The sequence below is a fragment of the Aliiroseovarius halocynthiae genome (assembly GCF_007004645.1).
In the GTDB taxonomy this organism is placed as follows: Bacteria; Pseudomonadota; Alphaproteobacteria; order Rhodobacterales; family Rhodobacteraceae; genus Aliiroseovarius; species Aliiroseovarius halocynthiae.
In genome coordinates, this window is sequence record NZ_ML660019.1 from 453,861 (window position 1) to 476,741 (window position 22,881).

General features: G+C 57.3%; 19 protein-coding genes. 16 read left to right on the top strand and 3 right to left on the bottom strand.

The features are described 5' to 3' along the window. Positions 1-124 precede the first annotated feature (124 nt). The 3 genes from FIL88_RS02395 to lhgO all read left to right on the top strand — a co-directional run bounded on the left by FIL88_RS02395 (position 125) and on the right by lhgO (position 4,587). The gene (locus FIL88_RS02395; RefSeq protein WP_142852213.1) at positions 125-1,123 is read left to right on the top strand and encodes a TAXI family TRAP transporter solute-binding subunit; all 999 of its coding nucleotides are present in this window, start codon (positions 125-127) and stop codon (positions 1,121-1,123) included. Positions 1,124-1,195: 72 nt separating this feature from the next. Further along, the gene (locus FIL88_RS02400) at positions 1,196-3,364 is read left to right on the top strand and encodes a TRAP transporter permease (protein WP_246066589.1); all 2,169 of its coding nucleotides are present in this window, start codon (positions 1,196-1,198) and stop codon (positions 3,362-3,364) included. A gap of 14 nt (positions 3,365-3,378) precedes the next feature. Beyond that, complete coding sequence (lhgO, locus tag FIL88_RS02405) at positions 3,379-4,587, top strand: L-2-hydroxyglutarate oxidase (RefSeq protein ID WP_142852215.1); 1,209 nt, start codon at positions 3,379-3,381, stop codon at positions 4,585-4,587. 27 nt (positions 4,588-4,614) lie between these two features. Here the strand turns inward: lhgO and FIL88_RS02410 are convergent, their stop codons facing one another. After that, positions 4,615-5,280 (bottom strand): TetR/AcrR family transcriptional regulator, encoded by a 666-nt coding sequence (locus FIL88_RS02410; protein WP_142852216.1) that lies wholly within the window; start codon positions 5,278-5,280, stop codon positions 4,615-4,617. 67 nt (positions 5,281-5,347) lie between these two features. Here FIL88_RS02410 and FIL88_RS02415 point away from each other — a divergent pair, with 67 nt between their 5' ends. From FIL88_RS02415 to FIL88_RS02435, 5 genes are all read left to right on the top strand, one after another. Continuing rightward, the gene (locus FIL88_RS02415) at positions 5,348-6,703 is read left to right on the top strand and encodes a flavin-containing monooxygenase (protein ID WP_142852217.1); all 1,356 of its coding nucleotides are present in this window, start codon (positions 5,348-5,350) and stop codon (positions 6,701-6,703) included. Beyond that, the gene (locus FIL88_RS02420; protein WP_142852218.1) at positions 6,700-7,602 is read left to right on the top strand and encodes a bile acid:sodium symporter family protein; all 903 of its coding nucleotides are present in this window, start codon (positions 6,700-6,702) and stop codon (positions 7,600-7,602) included. Before FIL88_RS02415 ends, FIL88_RS02420 begins: the two co-directional genes overlap by 4 nt. After that, positions 7,599-8,540, top strand: coding sequence for an SDR family oxidoreductase (locus FIL88_RS02425; protein ID WP_142852219.1), 942 nt, complete (start codon positions 7,599-7,601; stop codon positions 8,538-8,540). Before FIL88_RS02420 ends, FIL88_RS02425 begins: the two co-directional genes overlap by 4 nt. Continuing rightward, positions 8,533-9,312, top strand: coding sequence for an SDR family NAD(P)-dependent oxidoreductase (locus FIL88_RS02430; protein WP_142852220.1), 780 nt, complete (start codon positions 8,533-8,535; stop codon positions 9,310-9,312). Before FIL88_RS02425 ends, FIL88_RS02430 begins: the two co-directional genes overlap by 8 nt. Before the next feature lie 165 nt (positions 9,313-9,477). Further along, the gene (locus tag FIL88_RS02435) at positions 9,478-11,439 is read left to right on the top strand and encodes a DEAD/DEAH box helicase (RefSeq protein WP_142852221.1); all 1,962 of its coding nucleotides are present in this window, start codon (positions 9,478-9,480) and stop codon (positions 11,437-11,439) included. Between the two features lie 34 nt (positions 11,440-11,473). Here FIL88_RS02435 and FIL88_RS02440 read toward each other — a convergent pair whose 3' ends face one another. Then, on the bottom strand, positions 11,474-12,385 hold the full coding sequence (locus tag FIL88_RS02440; protein WP_142852222.1) for a LysR family transcriptional regulator: 912 nt from the start codon (positions 12,383-12,385) through the stop codon (positions 11,474-11,476). A gap of 101 nt (positions 12,386-12,486) precedes the next feature. Between FIL88_RS02440 and FIL88_RS02445 the strand changes: the two genes are divergently transcribed. The 6 genes from FIL88_RS02445 to FIL88_RS02470 are packed head-to-tail and all read left to right on the top strand — an operon-like array spanning position 12,487 to position 18,775. Continuing rightward, positions 12,487-13,551, top strand: a complete 1,065-nt coding sequence (locus FIL88_RS02445; protein ID WP_407642349.1) for a dipeptidase — start codon at positions 12,487-12,489, stop codon at positions 13,549-13,551. A gap of 46 nt (positions 13,552-13,597) precedes the next feature. Further along, complete coding sequence (locus FIL88_RS02450) at positions 13,598-15,199, top strand: ABC transporter substrate-binding protein (protein WP_142852224.1); 1,602 nt, start codon at positions 13,598-13,600, stop codon at positions 15,197-15,199. After that, positions 15,200-16,255, top strand: coding sequence for an ABC transporter permease (locus FIL88_RS02455; protein ID WP_142852225.1), 1,056 nt, complete (start codon positions 15,200-15,202; stop codon positions 16,253-16,255). 41 nt (positions 16,256-16,296) lie between these two features. Then, entirely contained in the window at positions 16,297-17,178 is an 882-nt protein-coding gene (gene nikC / locus FIL88_RS02460; RefSeq protein WP_246066590.1) for a nickel transporter permease, read from the top strand. Beyond that, on the top strand, positions 17,175-18,029 hold the full coding sequence (locus FIL88_RS02465; protein WP_142852227.1) for an ABC transporter ATP-binding protein: 855 nt from the start codon (positions 17,175-17,177) through the stop codon (positions 18,027-18,029). Before nikC ends, FIL88_RS02465 begins: the two co-directional genes overlap by 4 nt. Beyond that, positions 18,026-18,775: an ABC transporter ATP-binding protein gene (locus FIL88_RS02470; RefSeq protein WP_142852228.1), complete on the top strand. Its 750-nt coding sequence runs from the start codon at positions 18,026-18,028 to the stop codon at positions 18,773-18,775. Before FIL88_RS02465 ends, FIL88_RS02470 begins: the two co-directional genes overlap by 4 nt. A gap of 9 nt (positions 18,776-18,784) precedes the next feature. On the opposite strand, the gene FIL88_RS02475 is transcribed toward FIL88_RS02470, so the two are convergent. Next, positions 18,785-19,483, bottom strand: coding sequence for a cyclic nucleotide-binding domain-containing protein (locus FIL88_RS02475; RefSeq protein WP_142852229.1), 699 nt, complete (start codon positions 19,481-19,483; stop codon positions 18,785-18,787). A gap of 284 nt (positions 19,484-19,767) precedes the next feature. On the opposite strand from FIL88_RS02475, the gene FIL88_RS02480 reads away from it, so the two are divergent. Both FIL88_RS02480 and FIL88_RS02485 read left to right on the top strand, forming a co-directional pair. Continuing rightward, positions 19,768-21,180, top strand: coding sequence for an MFS transporter (locus FIL88_RS02480; RefSeq protein WP_142852230.1), 1,413 nt, complete (start codon positions 19,768-19,770; stop codon positions 21,178-21,180). 65 nt (positions 21,181-21,245) lie between these two features. After that, entirely contained in the window at positions 21,246-22,862 is a 1,617-nt protein-coding gene (locus FIL88_RS02485) for an MFS transporter (RefSeq protein ID WP_142852231.1), read from the top strand. Positions 22,863-22,881: the final 19 nt, after the last annotated feature.

Consider the following 22,881-nt stretch of genomic DNA (forward strand, 5'->3'; position numbering starts at 1 on the left):
TCGCTGTTTGCGCCGGAAATACGGGTCCTCAATTGTTTATTGACTTGATTATTAATAATGTACGAGGCTCTGTCCATCCCCCGCCCGCAATAGGGCGGGGACATATATGGGAGGATCTCTTGTGATGAAATTTGGAATGGCGGCCGTCGCTGCCGCTACATTGACCGTTTTCGGTGCAACCACCTCAATGGCGGACAACGCCGACTATGTGCTGAACACCGCCTCGACCGGTGGCACCTATCACCCGGTTGGCACGGCGATTTCCACGCTGTCCAAGGTGAAGCTTCTGCCGAAAGAAGGCTTCTCGCTGACCGCTGTGAACTCGGCCGGGTCGGGCGCAAATGTGCAGGCGCTGGGTGCGGGCACTGCCGACTTCGCAATTCTTCAGGGTCTCTATGGATCTTACGCGGCTACCGGCACCGGTCCGGTGACTGAACCGCAGCAGAACATCCGTTCGGTGTCGATGCTGTGGCAGAATGTCGAGCAGTTTGTGGTGCCAACCGACAAGGCTGCGACGGGTACTGTAGAAGATCTTGTTGCGCTGAAGGGCATGTCGGCGGGCATGGGTAAGCAAAATTCGGGCACAATCGGGTCGAACACCGTCCTCCTGTCCGGGCTCGGAATTGATGTCGAGAAAGACTATGAGCTGGTCTTCGCGGGCTATGGTCCAACCGCAGATGCGATGGCGAATGGGCAGGCGATTGCTGGTGGCTTCCCTTCAGGTCCGCCCACCGGTGCAATCACAAAGCTGATGGCGGCCAATCAGGGCAAGTTCACCATTCTGGACGTCACTGAAGATCAGCTGGCGGCCATGGATGGAGGGCGTAATCTTTGGGTACCATACACCATCGCGTCGGGCACCTATCCGGGCCAAGAGAAAGACATCAACACCATCGCGCAGCCGAACTTTCTGGCGGTAAATGCGGATGTGGATGACGAGCACGTCTATCTTCTGACCAAGACGATGTATGAAAACTTGCCCTTCCTGCAGGCAATCCACCCGGCCACAAAAGCTATGGCGCTTGAAAAGGCTCTGGCTGGTCTTCCGGTGCCGCTGCACCCCGGTGCGCAGCGCTTCTATGAAGAAGCCGGGCTGGAAATTCCGGCGCATCTGAAGAACTAGGCTCACATGAAACGCGGCGGCACGGGGCGATCTGTGCCGTCACATATATAGGGGCGGTTGACGGATATGGGTGTGACACAGACTTACCGACGCAAAGATGTTCTGGACCCGACGAATGTTGATGCCAGATCCTATCCTTTGATTGCTTTCGCTGTGCTGTTCGGGCTTTGGCACATTGTGACCAATGTCTATCTGATTGAACCAGGCCGCTGGCAAAATGCCATACATTTCGCGGGCTTTGCCTTTCTGGCATCGGTCACCTACAGTCCCTTTGGCGCGCAGGCCAATACCTCTTTTGCGTGGGTGTTCGACCTTGCTTACGGTGGAGTGGTTGCTGCCGCTGCGCTTTGGGTCGCGGGGGCGGAAAACGCGGTATACGCGCGCTCGCTTGCGCAGACCGGTTTGGGTTGGCAGCTCAGCTTTCTGGATTGGACCGCCGGGTTCATCCTGATTTTCGCCTGTATCGACTTGTCGCGCCGGGTGTCGGGCTGGGTCATTCCGATCCTTGTCGTATTGTCGCTGTCCTACATTCTGTTTCTTGGGGGCTACCTGCCCGGGGTGTTCCGCGCCGCAAGCCTGCCGCTGAACGACGTGATGTTCCGCACGCTGTATAATGACGAGGGGCTGTTTGGCATTCTGGCCAGCATCTCGTCGACGAATATTACGCTGTTCATGATCTTTGGCGGCTTCCTTGTGGTCTCGGGCGCCAGCAACTTCGTGATCGAACTGGCCAAGGTGGTAGCAGGTCGGATCAAGGGTGGCGCGGCCTTCGTTGCGGTTCTGTCCTCGGCCTTGACGGGAACCATTTCGGGATCCGCGATTGCCAACACCGCGTCGACCGGTGTGATCACCATCCCCCTGATGAAGGCCAATGGTTTCCGCCCGCAATTCGCCGCAGGGGTCGAGGCCGCGGCATCGACAGGCGGGCAATTGATGCCGCCGATTATGGGGGCAGGTGCCTTTGTCATGGCCAGCTATACCTCGATCCCTTACGCCACCATCGTGACCGTGTCGGTCGTACCTGCGATCCTGTATTTCCTGTCGGTGGCTTTCATTGTCCGTATCGAGGCCGTCAAACATGACGCCGGATCCGAGATCGACATGAATGTCGACAAGGGCAAGCTGCTGTCTGGTGGTCTGGTGTTTGTCATCCCGTTGACTGTGATGATCTGGATGCTTCTGTCCGGCGTTACGCCGTCCTTTGCAGCCTGCTGGGCCATTGCCGCGCTGATCGTGACCTCGTGGACCACCAGCCTGCTGACGGCGGTGATGCCGAAGGGCATGTTTAAACCGGTGGCAATGGGACCGGGCAAGATTGCCGAGGCGCTGACATCGGGCATTCAGTCCTCGATCATGACAGCGATCCTGCTGGTCACAATTGGCATTATGAACAACGCGATTGTCACCAGCGGTGTGGGCAACAGCTTTTCGCTGATGATTGCGCAATGGTCGCAAGGCTCGATGGTGCTGGCGATTGTGCTGGTCGGTCTGGTGTCGTTGGTACTGGGCATGGGGCTGCCGGTGACGGCGGCCTATATCATCCTTGCAATCCTGACCGCCCCTGCGCTTGCAGGCATCATGTCGGATACGCTGATTGTGGATCAGCTGGTGGCCGGGATTGCCGACCCCGCGAAATCGGCGCTCTTCTTTCTAGTGGATCACCCGAATGTGGCATTGATCGCCGAGGGTATGACGCGATCCCAAGCGTGGGATCTGGTGGCCGCAATCCCGTTCGAGATCGCTGTGACCATCCGTCCGGCCTTGATCGACCCGTCGATTGCCGTGACCTTCCTTCTGACCGCGCATCTGATCATCTTCTGGCTTAGCCAGGACAGCAACGTGACGCCGCCGGTGTGTCTGGCGTCCTTTACGGCTGCGGGCATCGCGGGCTCGCGCCCGATGGCAACCGGATTTGAAAGCTGGAAGATCGCCAAGGGGCTTTATGTGGTTCCGCTGATGTTCGCCTATACGCCGCTGATTTCCGGCGAGTTTGTTGAGGTGATGCAGGTTGGGTTTTTCGGGCTGTTTGGCATCTACGCTACCAACGCGTTGATCCAGCAATATAGCGAAGGCCCGGTCGGTATTCTTGAAAATCTTGCCCTGATTGTCGGCGCGGCGCTGGCATTTTGGCCGTTGAATCTGCTGGCCAATCTGGGCGGCGCCATACTGATCCTCTTCGTCATTCTGCGCACGCGGGCCAAATCAAACGCATCGCACAAAGCCGGAGCCCGGGCGGCGTAAGTGAAAGCAGAGACATGACCGAAACAACCGATATCCTGATCATTGGCGGTGGCATCGTCGGCATGGCCACCGCGCTTGAGCTGCAAACACGTGACCCGTCGGCCCGCATCACTCTGCTTGAAAAAGAACCCACCCCGGCGGTGCATCAATCCGGCCATAATTCAGGTGTGATCCATGCGGGTGTCTATTACGCGCCGGGCAGCATGAAAGCGCGGTTCTGTCGCGACGGCGCGCAGGCGACCGAGGCCTTCTGCGCCGAACATGATTTGCCCTATGATCGGCTGGGCAAGCTGATCGTTGCCACCTCTGAGGTCGAGGTGAAGCGGATGCACGCCTTGGGACAGCGTGCCCGCCAGAACGGTATTCAGATCGAGGATGTCGATCAGCAGGGCCTGCGACAGATGGAGCCGCATATTAACGGGCTTGCGGCACTCTATTCGCCCTCGACCGGGATCACAGATTTTAAGCGGCTGACCGAGGTCATGGCGACGTTGTTCCTGTCGCGCGGTGGCGTGGTGCGTTATGGCGAGCGGGTTCTGTCTGGGCGCGAGGCCGCCAGCCACATGTCCGTCACCACCACAAAAGGCACCATCCAGGCGGACCGCGTCGTGACCTGCGCAGGTCTGCATTCCGATCGCCTGATCCGTGCCTTCGGGCAGGATCCCGGCTATCGCGTAGTGCCGTTCCGGGGCGAGTTCTTCCGACTGCTGAACCAGCCCGATGATCTGGTTAGCCATCTAATCTATCCTGTACCCGATCCCGAGCGTCCCTTTCTTGGTGTCCACCTGACCCGCAAGATCGCCGGTGGCTTTACGGTGGGGCCGAACGCGGTGCTGGCGTTCAAGAGAGAGGGCTACAAGCTGACGGATTTCTCGGCCACCGATATGGCGGGCACGTTTGGCTATCCGGGTTTCTGGCGGATGTTGGTGCAGAATGCAGGCTCGGCGGTGTCTGAGTTAACCGCCTCGATGTCAAAACGAGCCTATCTGAAGCGGATCCATCAATATTGCTCGCATATCCAGCTGTCCGATCTTGCGCCGTACCCGGCGGGGGTCCGTGCGCAGGCGGTGGCAGCGGATGGTAAGATCATCGACGATTTCCTGTTTGTACAAAGTGAACGCTGTCTGCATGTCGGCAACGCGCCGTCGCCTGCAGCGACCTCGGCGATGCCGATTGCCAAGCATATCGCGGATCAGTTGCAGCAGGCGCGCGTTGCAGCTTGATTTTGGTGTCCGTCTCTGACGCGGTGGTTAGTCAGCCGGGGTTAGACTGTCCGTGATCCCGGCCTCGCAGAAGCCCAGCAGGTTTTGGATCATGTCCTCGGCGTTCAGACTGTTAGCCCCCCCAAGGACCGATATGCGCCATTGGGATGTGCACAGGGCCAGCATCGACGACACGGAAAAGACCAACGCACCGGCCACGCGAACGGGGTCAGCCTGCGGGTGTTTTGAACAAAGCATCTGCACCACGCGCGTGGCAACGGGATCGAAATGTGTCGCAGCAAGATCGCGCCAGCGTGTGTCGGTGGAGACAATCGCCACGATCCGTGCATATGCCCCCCATTGCGAATCGCCGCTGAAGGCCCGGCTGATCAGAGGCAGCAGGAAGGTGGACAGCAGGTCGTGGGTAGCCCAGTCACCTTGTGCGTCCAAGATTTGAATTTTCGCCATGCGCTCTTCTGACAGTACGGTGGCGCGACGGGCGACGATACGCTCGAATAGCTCTTCTTTCGGGCCGCCGTGAAAGTTTACATTCGCCTTCTGAACCCCCGCCCGTTCGGCGATGTCTCGGATCGACGCACCTTCGAATCCCCGTTCCGCGAAAACCTGCTCGGCAGCATCAAGAATCCGGTCCCGCGCGGCGATAGATCGCTGCGAGGGGGCTCTTTTTCGTTCTGTGACAGCATGTTGGGCCATTTCATTTCGAGTTTGCCTTATTTGAAACGATCGTTCAAGATAAAAGCTGTCGGAGGAGGACGCGCGTATGGAACAAGGGAAGGTGGCCGAGGGCCAGCCGGTGACGGAAGAGGTTCGCACCGAAGAGTGTTTTGCATTGATCGGCGCTGGCCCAATGGGGTTGGCGATGGCCAAAACACTGAGTGAGCAGGGGGTGGCCTTTCAGGGTTTTGAGCTGGCAGAGGATGTCGGCGGGCTTTGGAATATAGACGCGCCGCGCTCGACAATGTACGAAACCGCGCATTTGATTTCGTCAAAGCACATGACGGAATTTACCGATTTCCCGATGGATGAGGAGACGGCGGAGTATCCCTCGCATCGCGAAATGAAGCGCTATTTTCAGGACTTCGCGAAGGAATTCGATCTGTATCGAAAATTCCATTTCGGGGCCGAAGTAATGAGCACGACGCCTCGCGATGGCGGCGGCTGGGACGTCGTCTGGCGCGACAAGAACGGCAAGCAGCACACTCAGGTCTTCGCCGGGGTGATGATCGCGAACGGCACCCTATCCGAGCCTAACTTGCCTGATTTCAAAGGCGCGTTTGCGGGCGAGCTGATCCATGCGTCTGACTATCGTTATCCCACGCAATTCGCTGGGAAACGCGTGCTGGTCGTCGGGGCGGGGAACTCGGGTTGCGACATCGCCGTCGACGCGATCCATCACGGGGTGTCCTGCGATTTGTCCATGCGGCGCGGTTACTATTTTGTACCCAAATATGTCTTTGGAATTCCGGCTGACATGATGGGTGGTAAGATCCGTCTGCCGATGTGGCTGAAGCGAAAAGTTGATGGGCTGATCCTGAAATGGTTCGTTGGAGATCCGCAGAAATACGGTTTCCCCAAACCTGACTACGCGCTCTATGAATCGCACCCCGTGGTCAACTCGCTGATCCTATTTCATGCGGGGCATGGCGATTTGAAAGTGCGCCCGGATATCGACCGGTTTGAGGGGAAGACGGTTCATTTCCGGGATGGATCACATGCTGAATATGACATGATCCTAGCGGCGACTGGATACAAGCTGCACTATCCATTCATCGACTCCAAACATTTGAATTGGCAGGGATCGGCACCGCATTTTTACCTTAACTGCATGCATCCCGAGCGTGACGACCTGTTCGTGCTTGGGATGGTCGAGGCTTCGGGCCTTGGCTGGCAGGGGCGCCACGAACAAGCCGAGATGATCGCGCGCTATGTGGCGGGACTGCGCGCGGGGACCTCTGCAGCGAAAGCGATCAAGGCGACGAAATCCGAGGGCTTCGCGCGGGCTACGGGGGGCATGAACTATCTGGATCTGCCGCGTATGGCCTACTACGTTGACAAGGCGACGTATCGGAAGGCTGTCACAGACCAGATTGACGCCCTGAAGGCAGCAGACGCATGAGTGGTATTGATCATGTAGTCCTGAATTTCGACGCCGGTAATCTGCGGGTGCTGAACATCATTCTGGCGGTCGTCATGTTTTCGATCGCGCTGGATCTGCGGCTTGATGATTTTCGCCGTGTCGCGCGTGGGCCGAAGCCGTTGATTGTCGGTCTTGTGTCCCAGTTTTTGGTGCTGCCCACGCTGACATTTTTGATGATCCTTGCGCTTCAACCGATGCCTTCTGTGGCGATGGGGCTGATCTTGGTCGCGGCCTGTCCGGGTGGGAATATCTCGAACTTCATGACCCATCGCGCCCAAGGAAATGTCGCGCTGTCCGTGTCCATGACGGCTTTTGCCACGGTTGGGGCGATCCTGATCACTCCGGCGAATATTGCGTTTTGGGGGAACCTCTATGGCCCCACGCGCGAGATCCTGCAGCGCACAGAAATCGACCCGGTCGCGGTGGCGATCACCGTGGGCTTCATGCTGGTCCTTCCCTTGATCCTTGGGATGCTGGTGAATGCCCGTCTGACGGTGGTTGCAGATCGCATTCGCAGGCCGATGCAGTGGCTGTCCATGGGGATCTTTTTGGCCTTCATCGTGCTCGCGCTGGCCGCGAACTGGGGCAATTTCCTGCAAGTCGCAGGGGCCATTATTGGCCTTGTGGTGTTCCATAACGCATTGGCCTTTCTTGGCGGGTTTACCACCGCCACATTGGCTGGTCTGTCCGAACGCGACCGTCGATCTGTGACAATTGAGACCGGCATTCAGAATTCAGGCCTTGGGCTGATCCTGATCTTCGCCTTCTTCGGGGGGCTGGGGGGCATGGCCGTTGCCGCGGCTCTTTGGGGGATCTGGCATGCGATTTCTGGTCTGGCATTGGCAAGCTTCTTTGCACGGCGCGAGGGTCCCGCATGACGAAAATTCTGATTACCGGGGCGGCGGGCGCGGTAGGGCGTGCGTTGCTCCAGCGACTTGGTCGGCTGTCGCAGATCGACGTGATCGCGACTGATATTTGCACGCCGCCTGAACTGCCAGAGAATGCGCGGTTCCTGCCTATCGATGTGACTAAAGATGACGCGCAACGTATCATTATGGCCGAGCGCCCCGAGACCATTGTGCATCTGGCATCCATCGTGACGCCCGGTGCAGGCTCGACACGGGATCTGGAATATCAGGTTGATGTGGGCGGCACGCGTCGCGTTCTCGATGCAGCCATCGCGGCCGGCGTGCGGCGTTTGGTTGTGACATCTTCGGGGGCGGCCTATGGCTATCACGCGGACAACTCGGTGCCGCTCTGCGAAACGGACCCTATTCGCGGCAATAAAGAATTCGCGTATTCCTGGCACAAACGGCTGGTGGAAGAGATGTTGGCGAAGGCACGCGAGGGAAACCCGGATCTAGAGCAGGTTGTTCTGCGTGTCGGCACCGTGTTGGGCGTGGGCGTCGACAATCAGATCACAGCCTTGTTTCACAAACCGCGCCTGCTTGGCCTGATCGGATCAGACAGCCCGTTTGTGTTTATCTGGGATGAAGATCTGGCAGAGATTTTGCTGCGCGCAGCAACCGACAGCCCTGCAGGCATCTTCAACGTATCAGGCGACGGGGCGCTGACCGTGTCGCAGATCGCAGAGGCGATGGGGAAACCGGTGCGTTGGTTGCCGCCGCGTTTGGTCAGGTTGGCCCTCAGCATCGCGCATCCGTTGAGCCTGTCGCGCTATGGCCCCGAGCAGGTGCGCTTTCTGCAGTTCCGACCAGTCCTGGGCAATTCGGCGCTTAAGAAGGCTTTTGGCTATCAGCCCAGATATTCCAGCGCCGAGGCATTTCAACTATGGTGGAGGGCACAAGATGACTAAGACCGCTGTGATTACAGGAGGCGCGGGCGGTCTTGGACAGGCTTTGTCCGCAGCATTTTGCAATCAAGGCTGGCACACAGTACTGATCGACCTTCCTGGGCCACATCTTCAGGCTTTGGCTGATCGTGAATGCGTCAGCACTTTTGGTTGCGACCTGACCAATTCCGAAGAATGCGCCAACACCTGTGCACAAATCATAGAGGATCGACCATCCATTGACATGGTTATCTACAATGCAGGTGTGTCGCAGATTTCGGGATTTGCGGATAGCGACATGCAAGCGCATCGCGACCTCTTTGACATCAACTATTTCGCGTCTGTTGACTGCGCGAAGCACTTTCTGCCAGCGCTTAGGGTGTCACAGGGGACTCATCTGGCGATTTCATCCGTGGCGGGGTTTGCGCCGCTTTTTCACCGCACGGCCTATGCCGCCAGCAAGCACGCTCTAGAGGGCTTCTTCAAATCGCTGCGCGCCGAGGAACTGCAGTTCGGGGTGCGGGTCGCCATCGCTGCGCCGTCCTTTGTGGCGACAAATATCGGGCGCTCGGATGAAGATGCGAAAGGCTTTGTCCGTCCGGGTTCTGCCACCGATGGGATCGATTACATGACACCCGATGACGCTGCGCAGGCCATCCTGCGCGGGTTGGATAAGCAACGGAATTTCATCCCTGTCGGGCGCGTCGCCACACTGTCGAACCTTCTGAATCGCTTGGCTCCGGGGCTATTCTTCAGGCAGATGATGCGTCGGATTGGGGCCCATACCGGCAAGTAGCGCCCGTTTTGACCGCAAAAAGCACCCAAAACGCATCAATTCACAGGACTTCGGGGCTTCTTTCCCTATACAAACACAGTCTCACCCGATAGATGGCGCTCTTAACCTAGGACAAGGCGCAGGCATCGGGTGTGCGCCAGCCGGGACATACAAAGAACCTTTATCGTGAAAAAAACCATCGCAGATGCGCTTGCCCGCAAGGGTTATGACACTTTGACCCCCGTTCAGCAGGCGGTCACTACGCCAGAATTGCATGGCCGTGACCTTCTGGTGTCGGCGCAGACTGGATCGGGTAAAACGATTGGGTTTGGTCTGGCAATCGCGCCGACCCTGCTGGGCGAGGACGATACATTTGGGGCGTCGGGTGCGCCGCTGGCGTTGGTCATCGCACCGACCCGCGAGCTGGCTATGCAGGTCAAGCGCGAGCTAAGCTGGCTTTATTCCGATGCGGGTGCCTATCTGGCGTCTTGTGTAGGCGGTATGGACATGCGCGACGAGCGGCGCGCGCTGGCACGTGGTGCGCATGTGGTTGTTGCCACCCCCGGACGTTTGCGTGACCACATCATGCGTGGATCCATCGACCTGACCCAAATCCGCGCCGTTGTGCTGGATGAAGCGGACGAGATGCTGGATCTTGGATTTCGCGAAGACCTTGAGTTCATTCTTGAGGAGACTCCGTCCGAACGTCAGACGTTGCTGTTTTCGGCCACGGTGCCGAACGCGATCACCAAGCTCGCGAAAAGCTATCAGCGCGATGCGGAACGGGTCTCGACCGTAGGCGAAAAGAAACAGCACAGCGATATCGAATATCGTGCCATGACCGTTGCCAGCCGAGACGGAGAAAACGCGATCATCAACGTGTTGCGCTATTACGAAGCGCCAAACTCGATCGTGTTCTGCAATACCCGCGCGATGGTGTCGCGTCTGACCGCACGCTTGTCGAACCGCGGCTTCTCGGTTGTCGCTCTGTCAGGCGAGCTGACTCAAAGCGAACGGTCAAACGCGCTTCAGGCGATGCGCGATGGTCGGGCGCGCGTGTGTGTGGCCACCGATGTGGCGGCGCGCGGGATCGATCTGCCCAATCTTGATCTTGTGGTGCACGCCGAACTGCCCAGCAGTCACGAAACGCTTTTGCACCGCTCGGGCCGCACCGGACGGGCAGGGCGCAAGGGCGTCAGCGCACTGATTGTCGTCCCATCTTCGCGCAAGAAGGCCGAGCGCATTCTGAAATTTGCCAAGCTGAACGCCGAATGGGGGACTGCGCCTTCGGCTGAGGCTGTGAATGGACGTGACGAAGAGCGGATGCTGGCCTCGGATGATTGGGCGCAAGAGGTTGCGGATAGCGAACAGGCCGCAGTTGCCCAGCTTGTTGAAAATTTCACGCCCGAGCAATTGGCTGCCGCCTATCTGCGGCAATACAAGACACGCCATTCGGCTCCTGAGGAACTTCAAGAGGTTGCGGACCAGAAGCGCAAGCCTAAGGCTCCGTTCGGCCCCAGCGTGTGGTTTTCGGTGTCTGAGGGTCGCAATCAACATGCGTCGCCGCGTTTTCTTCTGCCGATGATCTGCAAGGCGGGCCAAATCACCAAGGACGATATCGGCGCCATTCGAATTGCTGATGACCAAAGCTTCATCGAAATTCGCGAGCAGGCTGTCGACGGCTTTGTTGCTGCTATCGGGCCGAACATGCGGATTGAGAAAACCAAGGAAATCGTTCGACTTGATGGTGCGCCAGACGTGCCTGAGTTCAAACGGCCAAAGCGTGATCGTGACCATTCTGCAAAACCACGTCACCGCAAGGGCAACACGCCGCCGGTTGACTGGAATGACGACCCGAAGCCCAAGTCGCGTAAGCCCAAGCCCGAGGACCGAAAGCCGCGCCAGAAGGGGCCGAAGAGGAAAGATACGGATGATGGCGCACACGGAGCCGTCGCCCCGCGTCGTCCCTCGGGTGATAAGCCAAAAGGCAAAGCGAAAGCGGGTCCCGGTGGAACAGCTCGCGGTCCAAGCAAGCCGCGCAAGCCCGGCCCCAAAGGCCCGCCGCCGCCCAAGGGTAAGCCCAGCAGCAAGAAAAACCGCGCCCGTGCCGCCGCACGCAACGGAAACGACGCGCCTAAGCGGCGTTAAGTATTCATAGGTCTTTGCACTCTAATGCGAAGACCTATGCTTTTTGCGAAAACGGATCGTTTGGTGTGTGCAATCGAAGATGCCGCATGAAAATCCGCGCCGTGCGGGGAACAGGGCGTGTGCTCGATGTTACGAAATAGCTTTGATACTGGATCGGCGATCTGAAGGGCACAAACGCGATGTCATGCGCGCGGTAGTGAAACAACGGAAATGGGTTGATCACCGCAAGTCCTACATTGTCTTTTGCCAGATCAGCGGCAGCGAACGATGTCGACACTTCGGCCACGACATTGGGTTCGGCGCGAACCTGATGCAAAAGGCGCTCTAACTGGCCCCGTCGCTCGTGGCGAAAGGACAAGGCAATCATATCCTGTCCGTGCAGATCTTCCGGGTGGATCTCGCTGCGCGACGCCAGTGGATGATCCAGAGGCATGACGCACACCGCTGACGATTTGCGATAAGGGGTAAGTTGCAACTGCGACCGCTTAATCTCGACCCCAATGACCCCCAAATCAAAACGATCCTCCAACACACCGCGTGTTACCTCGTCCGATGTGTTCACCTCGAAGCTGACATGGAAATCCGGGTGCATCTTCAGGAAGCTGCTGACCGACGACACCAGAAAACGGTGGGAATAGCTTGGCGGTGCGATGAGGCGCAGGTTCTCCTGGACCGGCTCGGTGGGCCCATCAATGCGACGCAGCGCTTCAAACAGAGGGTCAAGCCGGCGATTCAGGCGCACTGCTGCGCTTGTCGGTGACAGACGCCCTGCTTCACGTTCGAACAAGGTTTGCCCAAGTTTGCTTTCCAGATTAGTGATCGACCTGCTGACCGCCGATTGCGAGATCCCCAGCTGACGCGCTGCGCCAACCGTGGTGCCCGCCAACATGACAGCGCGCAAGGCGTTGTACTCGGTCAGGGAATGCTGAAGCTTTGACTTGTTCATGACCGGCTACAATCCCCGAATAGATGTATGACATAATTGCATAGTATTTTCTTAAGACAATGCGTTTTCCTTTGCTACAGTCCTTTCAACGCAAAGGAATCCTGACCGTGTCTTCAAGTGCACCCTTGGTCTTCGACGGCCATAATGACGTTTTGCTACAGCTTTATCGCGACGGAGGCCCAAGCAAGGCCAACGCGTTCCTTGCCGGGCGCGAGGGCGCCATTGATCTTCCCAAAAGCAAGATTGGTGGCTTTGGTGGAGGTTTTTTCGCGGTCTTCGTCCCCTCGCCCACTGACCTGGAGCACAAGTTCCGGGAAATGACCAAAGATACCTATGATCTGGCCCTGCCCGAAGCCATCGAATGCAATGACGCGCTTCCCGTGGTCGCTGCCCAGATCGCAACCCTGCGTGAACTCGAGCGACTAGGCGCCCTGACCATCTGCCGCAGCGCAGCCGACATGCGTGCGGCCTTTGCTGCCGGGAAAATGGCAGCCATCCTACATATGGAAGGGGCCGAAGCGATTGATGCAGACCTGCATATGCTGGATGTGCTTCACGCCGCCGGATTGCGTTCGCTGGGCCCCGTTTGGAGCCGACCAACCATTTATGGCGAAGGCGTTCCGTTCCGCTTTCCGTCCTCACCCGATACGGGCGGTGGGTTGACGGACCATGGTTTGGCACTGGTCAAACGATGCAACGAGCTGAAGATCATGCTGGATCTCTCGCATCTGAATGAAGCCGGATTTTGGGACGTTGCCCGACATTCCGAGGCGCCGCTGGTGGCCACCCATTCGAACGCCCATGCCATTACACCGCATTCGCGCAACCTGACCGACGATCAATTACGCGCAATCGCGGAAAGTGATGGTATGGTGGGGCTGAACTTCGCCGTCGCGTTCCTGCGGGAAGACGGTAAAATGTTGGCGGATGTGCCTTTGACACAGATGCTGAAACACTTGGATCACCTGATCGGGATCCTTGGAGAAGACAGAGTCGGTCTTGGCTCTGACTATGATGGAGCAGTCGTTCCGAAGGAGCTGACCGAAGCGTCTGCCCTTCCGAAACTTAGACAGGCAATGAAAGAGCATGGCTATGGTGAGGATCTCATCAGAAAGCTGTGCCACGAAAACTGGTTGCGCGTGCTGGAACTGACCTGGGGGTCATGATGGCATCGCAAACAAGATCCAACAGTAACTGAGAGGTAATAATAAGATGAACTCGCTCACACGATTTATGTCCAGTGCGGCCCTAGGGGTGGCACTTGCAATTACGGCTGCTCCGGCAGCGATCGCGGAAACGCCCGCAAACATGCTGGTGATCGCAAACCGGATTGACGACATCACAACGCTGGACCCCGCTGAAAGCTTTGAATTCGCCGGTTCAGATGTCAGCCGCAACATTTACCAGAAGCTGGTCAATTTCGACCCGATGAACCTTGAAGGCGGCTATCAGCCTGAAATCGCGGAAAGCTGGACCGTGTCGGATGACGGCACGACCATCACTTTCACGATCCGCGACGGGTTGAAGTTCCACTCGGGCAACCCGGTGACCGCCGCAGATGTCGAATTCTCTCTGCGCCGCGCCGTGGCCCTGAACAAGACGCCAGCATTTATCCTGACCCAGTTTGGCTTCACCGCTGACAATGTTGGCGAGACCATTGTCGCTGACGGCAATACGGTGACGATCAAGACGGACAAGCCCTATGCGACCTCGTTCGTTTTGAACTGTCTGACATCGACCATTGGTGGCATCGTCGACATGAAAACCGTGATGGCCAACGAAGTTGACGGCGACATGGGCAACGAATGGCTGAAGACCAACTCGGCCGGGTCGGGTGCATACAAATTGGTCAACTGGAAGCCGAATGAAAGTGTAACCTTGCAGTCGAACCCCGATTTCTATCTGGGTGCCCCAGAGATGGAGCGCGTTATCGTGCGCCACGTACAGGAAAGCGCCTCGCAACGCCTGCTGCTTGAGCGTGGCGATATCGACATTGCCCGTGACTTGAATCCAGAAGATGTAGCCGGTGCGCGTGATGCGGATGGTGTGAAAATCCACGACGAACTGCGCGGTCGTCTGATGTATCTGGCATTCAACCAAAAACATCCCGAACTGTCCAAGCCGGAAGTCCGTCAGGCGCTGAAATATCTGATCGACTATGAAGGCATGCAGAACAGCTTCCTGAATGGTCAGTACACGGTGCACCAGAACTTTCTGCCGCGCACATTCCTGGGTGCAGTGGATGAAAATCCCTTCAGCCTGAATGTTGAAAAGGCACGCGAACTGCTGAAAGCAGCGGGTGTGCCTGAAGGTCTGGAACTGACTGCTGGTGTGCGTGAAGCACAAGAGCGGACCGAGATTGCACAGGCGTATCAGAATGCTCTGGCCCAAGTCGGCATCAAGCTGAATATCATGGTTGGTACCGCCAAGCAGATTCTGGGCGAATACCGTGCCCGCAATCTCGATATCTACATCGGCGCATGGGGCCCTGACTATCCGGATCCCCACACCAATGCTGGTACGTTTGCCTATAACCCCGACAACTCGGACGAAGCGAATGCAACGGGTCTTCTGGCCTGGCGCAACAGCTGGGACACCGGCGGCTTGACCGAGAAGGTAGCGGGCGCTGTGGTCGAAAACGACCGCGACAAACGTCAGATGATGTACAATGACATTCAGGCCGAGTTCCGTGACACCTCACCTTTCGCGGTGATGTTCCAGAAGATCGAACAGGCTGGCATGCGCGACAACGTCCAGAATGTGAACCTGGGTGGCGCGACCACCGCAGTGTCCTATTGGCCGATCACCAAGTAAATGGCGGTCAGTAATACAAATGCAGAGAGGCGCCGTGCGCCTCTCTCGTCTTGGGTGAAGCAGACGTTTTTGACGCTGGGTTCGGTCGCTGTGACCATGCTTGGCCTTTTGTTTGTGACATTCATCATTGGCCGCGTCATGCCGATTGACCCGGTGCTTGCCATCGTCGGCGAGCGCGCGTCGCAATCCACATATGATGCGGTTTATCAGCAACTGGGCTTGGACAAACCGTTGCTTGTCCAGTTCCTGTACTATCTGTGGGACGTCTGTCGCGGCGACTTTGGAATGTCGCTTCTGAACGCGCGCCCCGTGGCTGAAGACATCGCACGCGTGTTCCCCGCCACGATGGAGCTTGCCACAATAGGTGTTTTCATCGGCATCGTTCTTGGGGTGCCTCTGGGTGTGGTTGCAGCCGTCAATCGCGGATCGTGGATCGACCAGATCGCCCGCGTCGTAGCGCTGGTTGGCTATTCCATGCCAATCTTCTGGCTGGGCCTAATGGGCCTGTTGGTCTTCTATGGCGTCCTTGGCTGGGTCGGCGGCCCCGGTCGGCTAGACATCTTTTACGAAGACATCGTACCTGCACGCACGGGGATGATCCTGTTGGACAGCGCACTTGCTGGCGAATGGTCCGTGTTCCGCAACGCGTTTTCGCATATCGTGCTGCCCGCATCTCTGCTTGGGTACTACTCGCTTGCATATATCAGCCGCATGACGCGTTCGTTCATGTTGGAACAGCTGACCGCAGAATACGTCACCACGGCCCGCGTCAAAGGCCTGTCGGAACGCGCTGTAATCTGGCGTCACGCATTCAAGAATATCCGCGTGCAGCTGATCACGGTTATTGCGCTGAGCTATGCCAACCTGCTGGAAGGCTCGGTCCTGACCGAGATCATCTTCTCGTGGCCGGGCATTGGCAGCTATATCACCACAGCACTTCTAAGCGCAGACATGAACGCCGTTCTTGGCGGCACGGTGGTTGTTGGGCTGATCTTTATCTGCCTCAATATCCTGTCCGACCTGCTGTATCGCGTGTTTGATCCGAGGTCGAAATGAGCAACATAACATCACACGATCAAAGCTGGCGCGCTTGGTTGATGACCGACGCGCCGACTTCGCGGCGCCATGCGCGGCTGGCAAATCTGTATCAAGGTTGGCTGACGCTGCGCGGAAACTCGATGGCGATGTTTGGGCTTGGCATTTTGCTGGCGCTTTTGCTGATTGCCCTGTTCGCCCCCCTTCTGTCCCCACATGATCCCTTTACCCAAAGCCTGTCCAACCGCTTGCAGCCTTTGGGATCCGAGGGACATCTTCTGGGCACTGACAGTCTGGGGCGCGATATCCTAAGCCGCCTGATCTATGGATCACGCATCACCCTTTATATCGTTGCACTTGTGGCCTTGATCGCCCCTGTGGCCGGCTTACTTGTGGGAACGGTCGCCGGATATGCAGGCGGCTGGACCGATACGATCCTGATGCGCATCACGGATATCTTTCTGGCCTTCCCGCGCCTTGTGCTGGCATTGGCCTTTGTGGCGGCGCTTGGGGCGGGGATCGAGAACGCAGTTCTGGCCATCTCTCTTACTGCGTGGCCGCCTTATGCACGGATTGCGCGTGCGGAAACACTGACGATCAGGTCGGCGGACTATATCAGTGCCATTCGGCTGCAAGGTGCTGGCGCTTTGCGGATCATCACCAAACATATCTGGCCGCTTTGTATCTCATCTCTGATCGTGCGGGTGACACTGGATATGGCGGGGATCATCCTTGCCGCTGCCGGTCTGGGCTTCCTTGGCCTTGGCGCACAACCACCCAGCCCCGAATGGGGCGCGATGATTTCCGAAGGGCGTCGTTTCATTCTGGACCACTGGTGGGTCGCGACCGTTCCCGGCCTTGCCATTTTCACTGTATCCTTGGCCTTTAACCTGTTGGGCGACGGGCTGCGCGACGTACTTGACCCGAAGGATGGAAGCCAATGAGCCTGCTGGAAGTTGAAAACCTTTGGGTGCGCTTTCCCACCCGTCAGGGCATTTTTGATGCCGTCCGCGGCGTGTCGTTCAACCTTGAACGCGAGCGTTTGGGGATCGTGGGCGAAAGCGGGTCGGGCAAATCCATGACCGGCCGCGCCATCCTGCGCCTGATCCGCAAACCCGGCATCGTCGAAGCGGATTCCATTAAGCTTGAGGGACAGAACCTTCTGGATCTGTCCGAGCCCGAAATGCGCGAGGTGCGCGGGCAGAAGATCTCGATGGTGATGCAGGATCCCAAGTTCTCGCTGAACCCGGTGATGACGATTGGCGATCAGATCATGGAAGCCTATCTGCTGCACAACAACACCTCGAAAGCTCAGGCTCGTGTCAAAGCGATTGAGATGTTGGAGGCTGTGTCAATCCGTGATCCAGAACGTGTTATGCGCGCCTATCCGCATGAAATGTCCGGCGGTATGGGGCAGCGGATCATGATTGCGATGATGTTGATCCCGGATCCGCAGATCCTGATCGCGGACGAACCGACCTCGGCCTTGGATGTGTCCGTGCAGCGGCAGGTGCTGGATATCATGGACGGGCTGGTGAAAAAGCGCGGCATGGGCCTGATCTTCATCAGTCACGACCTGAACCTTGTGTCCGAGTTCTGCGATCGCGTGCTGATCATGTATGCGGGCCGTATCGTCGAAGTCTGCGACGCTGACAAACTGCACGAGGCCAAGCACCCCTATACACAAGGGCTGCTGAACTCATTGCCCCGCCTAGACCAGCCCAAGAAATATCTGGAAGTGCTGCAACGGGACGAGGCATGGACCAAAGAAGACAGCGTGCGAGGAACACGATGACCGCTTTGACAATCAAAAACCTGAACGTCTGGTTCGGGGCACATCATGACCGCGTGGACGCTGTGCGGGGCGCGAATTTCGAAGTGCAGGTGGGTGAAAGCTTTGGTTTGGTCGGTGAAAGCGGGTCAGGCAAGTCTACCATCCTGAAGGCGATCACCGGGCTGGCACCGACATGGTCGGGTGACATCAGCGTCGAGGGCACACCGCTGTCTGGTGCGAAACGCGACCGCGCGTTTTATAAGACCGTGCAGATGGTGTTTCAGGATCCTTATGCGTCCCTGCACCCCCGGCATACGGTGGATCAGGTGCTAAGCGAGACGCTGCAATTGCATGGGTTCAAGGACATCGACACCCGTGTGGTCAAGCTGCTGGATGATGTCGGTTTGGGCGGTAAATTCCGCTTCCGCTATCCGCACCAGATTTCGGGCGGGCAACGGCAACGCGTCGCTGTCGCGCGGGCTTTGGCGGGCGAGCCGGATATCCTACTGTTGGACGAACCGACCTCGGCGTTGGATGTGTCCGTGCAGGCCGAGATCCTGAACCTGCTGACCGATCTGCGGGACGAGCATAAGCTGACATACCTCATGGTTTCGCACGATTTGCCCGTGATCGGGCATATGTGCGACCGACTGGCCGTCATGAAAGATGGCGAGATTGTCGAGGTTATGGATTCCGAAGATCTGCGGCAGGGCACGGCCAAGCACGACTACTCGCGCTCTTTGTTGGCGGCATCGGCAGCTGCTTAGGCGTTGCAGTTAGACGTCCTTGTCGTCGATAAGGGGGCTTGGCTTGGCAAAACTGATCAGATCAGATTGATCACTGATCTCGATCATGCTGCCGTTCACCGACACACCATAGGGCCGCAATGCTTTGAAGGCCCGGCTCAGGTTTTCGGGCGTCATACCCAGATACGAGGCTAAGCGGCGTTTCTCGGTTTCCAGTTCGAATACGCTGCCGCCCCCCGCACGTGTCTGTTGGCGAAGCAAATAGTTCGCAAGCCGCTCAAGCGAGGTGCGGAGTTTCAGCTCTTTGGTTTGTTTCACCACTGTTCGGTAGCAAAGTGCCAGTTCAGTCACGATTGCCCGCGCAAAATGGTTATCCACTTCAAAGATGCTGCGCACATCTTGGCTGGGGATCATCACAATTCTGCTTTTCTCGAGCGTCCGCGCCGACATCAGATAGGGCGCATCCTTAATGGTGGCCGCCAATATGAAGGTCGAAATGGGTCGAATGGTTGAAATGCTCGTTTCGCGCCCATTCAGGTTCGAGAACAGCTCGACCGACCCGCTCAGCACTACGTGTAGGAAGTCACTGCTTTCACCTTCGGTGATCAGTTCAATTTGTGGTGGAAAATTCTGTACATAGCCCGCGCGAAGCAGGGTTTCGAAGTTTGCCTCGTCCATATGGGAAAACAGGTCGAGGCTGCGAATTTCTGGATAGTGCGACTCGGGCATGTTTGGCTTTCGGCTTCCTCGAGGATTACCATTGATAGCGGTATCAATTGATATTAGTCAATTAACCAATTGCAGAAATGACTATGCACGCTTGACCTGCCCTTGAAGCCAACCTGACTTAAGTTGCGGTACCACTTATTTCCAACGCCACCAATTGATATCTTGATATAGATCAACCCCAAACTGTGCCCCCCCGAGGAATTTGAAGCCATCGAAGGGTCTCTGGAACGTCAATCAAGGGTGAACTGCCCAGACAATCCAGAGGACAACTAAGGGACAGTGTCATGGAAATTCAGAATAAGGCGACAAGCCTTTGGAGTAACTTCTTTAACGTCCGAATGGTGCAAATCAGAACCTTCCACATGACGTGGTTCGCGTTCTTTTCCTGTTTCTTTGCATGGTTCGGCATCGCACCCTTGATGATCATCGTGCGCGATGAGCTTGGGTTCACGAAATCGCAGGTTGGCTGGACAATCATTGCCTCGGTGGCAATGACGATTGTCGGCCGCTTCTTTATCGGATGGTTGTGTGACCGGATCGGACCAAGGTTGGCCTATACATGGCTGTTGATCCTTGGTGCATTTCCGGTGGCGGGTATTGGCCTTGCCGACAGCTTTGAAAGCTTTCTGATTTTCCGTTTGCTGATCGGGATGATCGGGGCGGCGTTCGTGATCACGCAGTACCATACATCTGTCATGTTCGCGCCGAACGTGGTGGGCACTGCCAATGCTACCAGTGCAGGCTGGGGTAACCTTGGTGGCGGTGTGACACAGTTTGCCATGCCGCTGGTCTTTTCGATCTTCATCACGCTGGGCTTCACGGATGCGGCCAGCTGGCGCGCAGCAATGGTTGTTGTAGGCTGCGTGATCTTTGTGGTCGGGATTGCTTACTTTTTCCTGACGCAGGACGCGCCCGACGGCAATTTCAAAGAGCTGCGCGAGAAGGGCCAGCTTGAGAAGAAAGACAAGGTCACAGGCACATATTTCAAGGCGATGGCCGACTATCGTGTCTGGGTTTTGTTCTTCATCTACGCCGCTTGCTTTGGCATCGAGCTGACTGTCAATAACGTCGCAGCGCTGTACTTTTATGACTATTTCGACGGCATCACTCTGGTCACTGCCGGTCTGATTGCGGCCTCGTTTGGTCTGATGAACATCTTTGCCCGTACACTGGGTGGCATTTTCGGCGATAACTTCGCATCCCTGTGGGGGCTGAAAGGCCGGACGTTCTGGCTGTTCATCGTACTGCTGGGCGAAGGTCTTGCCCTGATGTTGTTCAGCCGCATGGATGTTCTGTTTTTGGCCATCCCAATGCTGATCATCTTCTCGCTGTTCACGCAGATGTCTGAAGGCGCGACATACTCGGTTGTTCCTTTCGTCAACAAGAAGGCGCTGGGTGCGGTGGCTGGCATTGTGGGGGCAGGCGGCAACGCCGGTGCCGTGGCTGCGGGCTTTCTGTTCAAGGGCGAAATGGCCTGGAACGATGCCTTCTTCGTGATCGGCATCATGGTGTGCTGTGCATCCGTTCTGGCGCTGTTTGTCCGCTTCTCGCCCGAGAAAGAGGCCGAAGAGAAGGCCTTGTTCGAAAAGGCTCAACTGGACGGGCTTGAATTGCGGGCTGCACGCGCTGTCGCCGCCGTGAATGAATCACGTGCCGTCGTTGACGAATACAACCGCACGCACGCCCAAAAAATCTGAACAAAGACAATGGTGGGCCGCCCGTCCCGGTGGCCCGCCCAATCAAACCCTGAGGAGGGACTGTCGTGGGACAAGATCTAAGAAACTGGACACCGGATGACGAGGCCTTCTGGGCTTCCACCGGTAAGTCCATTGCCAACCGAAATCTGTGGATTTCCATTCCCAGCCTGCTATGTGGCTTCGCGGTCTGGCTGTACTGGGGCATCATCACGGTGCAGATGATCAACCTGGGCTTTGGCTTTGCCAAATCCGACCTGTTTACGCTGGGTGCGATTGCCGGTCTGACCGGCGCGACTTTGCGTATTCCGTCGACCTTCTTCATTCGTATTGCGGGCGGACGAAACACGATTGTGTTTACCACCGCACTTTTGATGATCCCGGCCATCGGTGCAGGCTTGGCACTGCAAAACCCAGATACACCTCTGTGGTACTTCCAGATCCTTGCCTTCCTGTCGGGGATCGGCGGCGGTAACTTCTCGTCCTCAATGTCGAACATCAGCTTCTTCTATCCGAAGAAGATTCAGGGCTATGCGCTGGGAATGAACGCGGGTCTGGGCAACTTCGGTGTGACCACCATGCAGATCCTGATCCCGCTGGCGATGACCATGGGCATCTTCGGTGGCGAAAGCCGCACGCTGGTGAACACGTCGGGTACGCTGATTGGCAAGATCCCTGCCGGGACCGAGACTTACATCCAGAACGCTGGCCTGATCTGGCTGGTCTTCCTGATCCCGCTGGCGATCATCGGCTGGATGGGGATGAACAACATCCGCGATGAACATGTGTCTCCGAACATCCCGAACCCGCTTGGCGCATTCGCCACGATCTCGGGCATGTTGCTGATCGGTTTCATCACTGCAGCTTTCGGCCTATGGCTGCTGCTGCCGGGCACCGAGGGCGGTCTGCCCACATCGGGAATGGGCGTGTCTAAGTGGATCGTTCTGCCGATCGTTATCACGCTGACTGTGCTGGGCCTGAAAATGATCCCCGGCGCTGTTGGGCAAAACCTGAGCCGCCAGTACAAGATCTTTGGCAACAAGCACACTTGGGCCATGACCGTGATCTACACCATGACCTTTGGTTCGTTCATCGGCTACTCGGCCGCGCTGGCACTGACCATCAAGGTTGTGTTTGGCTTTAGCCACGTTGAAGTCGACGGTGTGATGACCCACGACATGGTAAACCCCAACGGCCCCTCGGCCCTGATGTTTGCTTGGATGGGCCCGTTCATCGGCGCACTGATCCGCCCACTGGGTGGTATGTGGGCTGACAAAGCCGGTGGCGCGAAAGTGACCCAGATCATCTCGGTCGTCATGGTCGCCTCGGCACTGGGTGTCGCCTACTTCATCCAGCAGGCTTACTCGTCGGCAACCCCGGAACAATACTTCTATCCGTTCCTAGGCCTGTTCCTGATCCTGTTCGCCGCCACTGGCATTGGCAACGGTTCGACCTTCCGCACCATCGCCATGGTCTTCAACAAAGAACAGGCTGGCCCTGCGCTTGGTTGGACCGCTGCGGTTGCTGCTTACGGTGCGTTCATCATCCCCAAAGTGTTTGGTGAGCAGCTGAAGGCCGGAACGCCTGAATACGCCCTCTATGGCTTCGCGATCTTCTATGCGGTCTGCATCGCCATCAACTGGTGGTTCTACCTGCGCCCCGGCGCTTACGTGAAGAACCCCTGATACGTCTGCCCGCCTACCC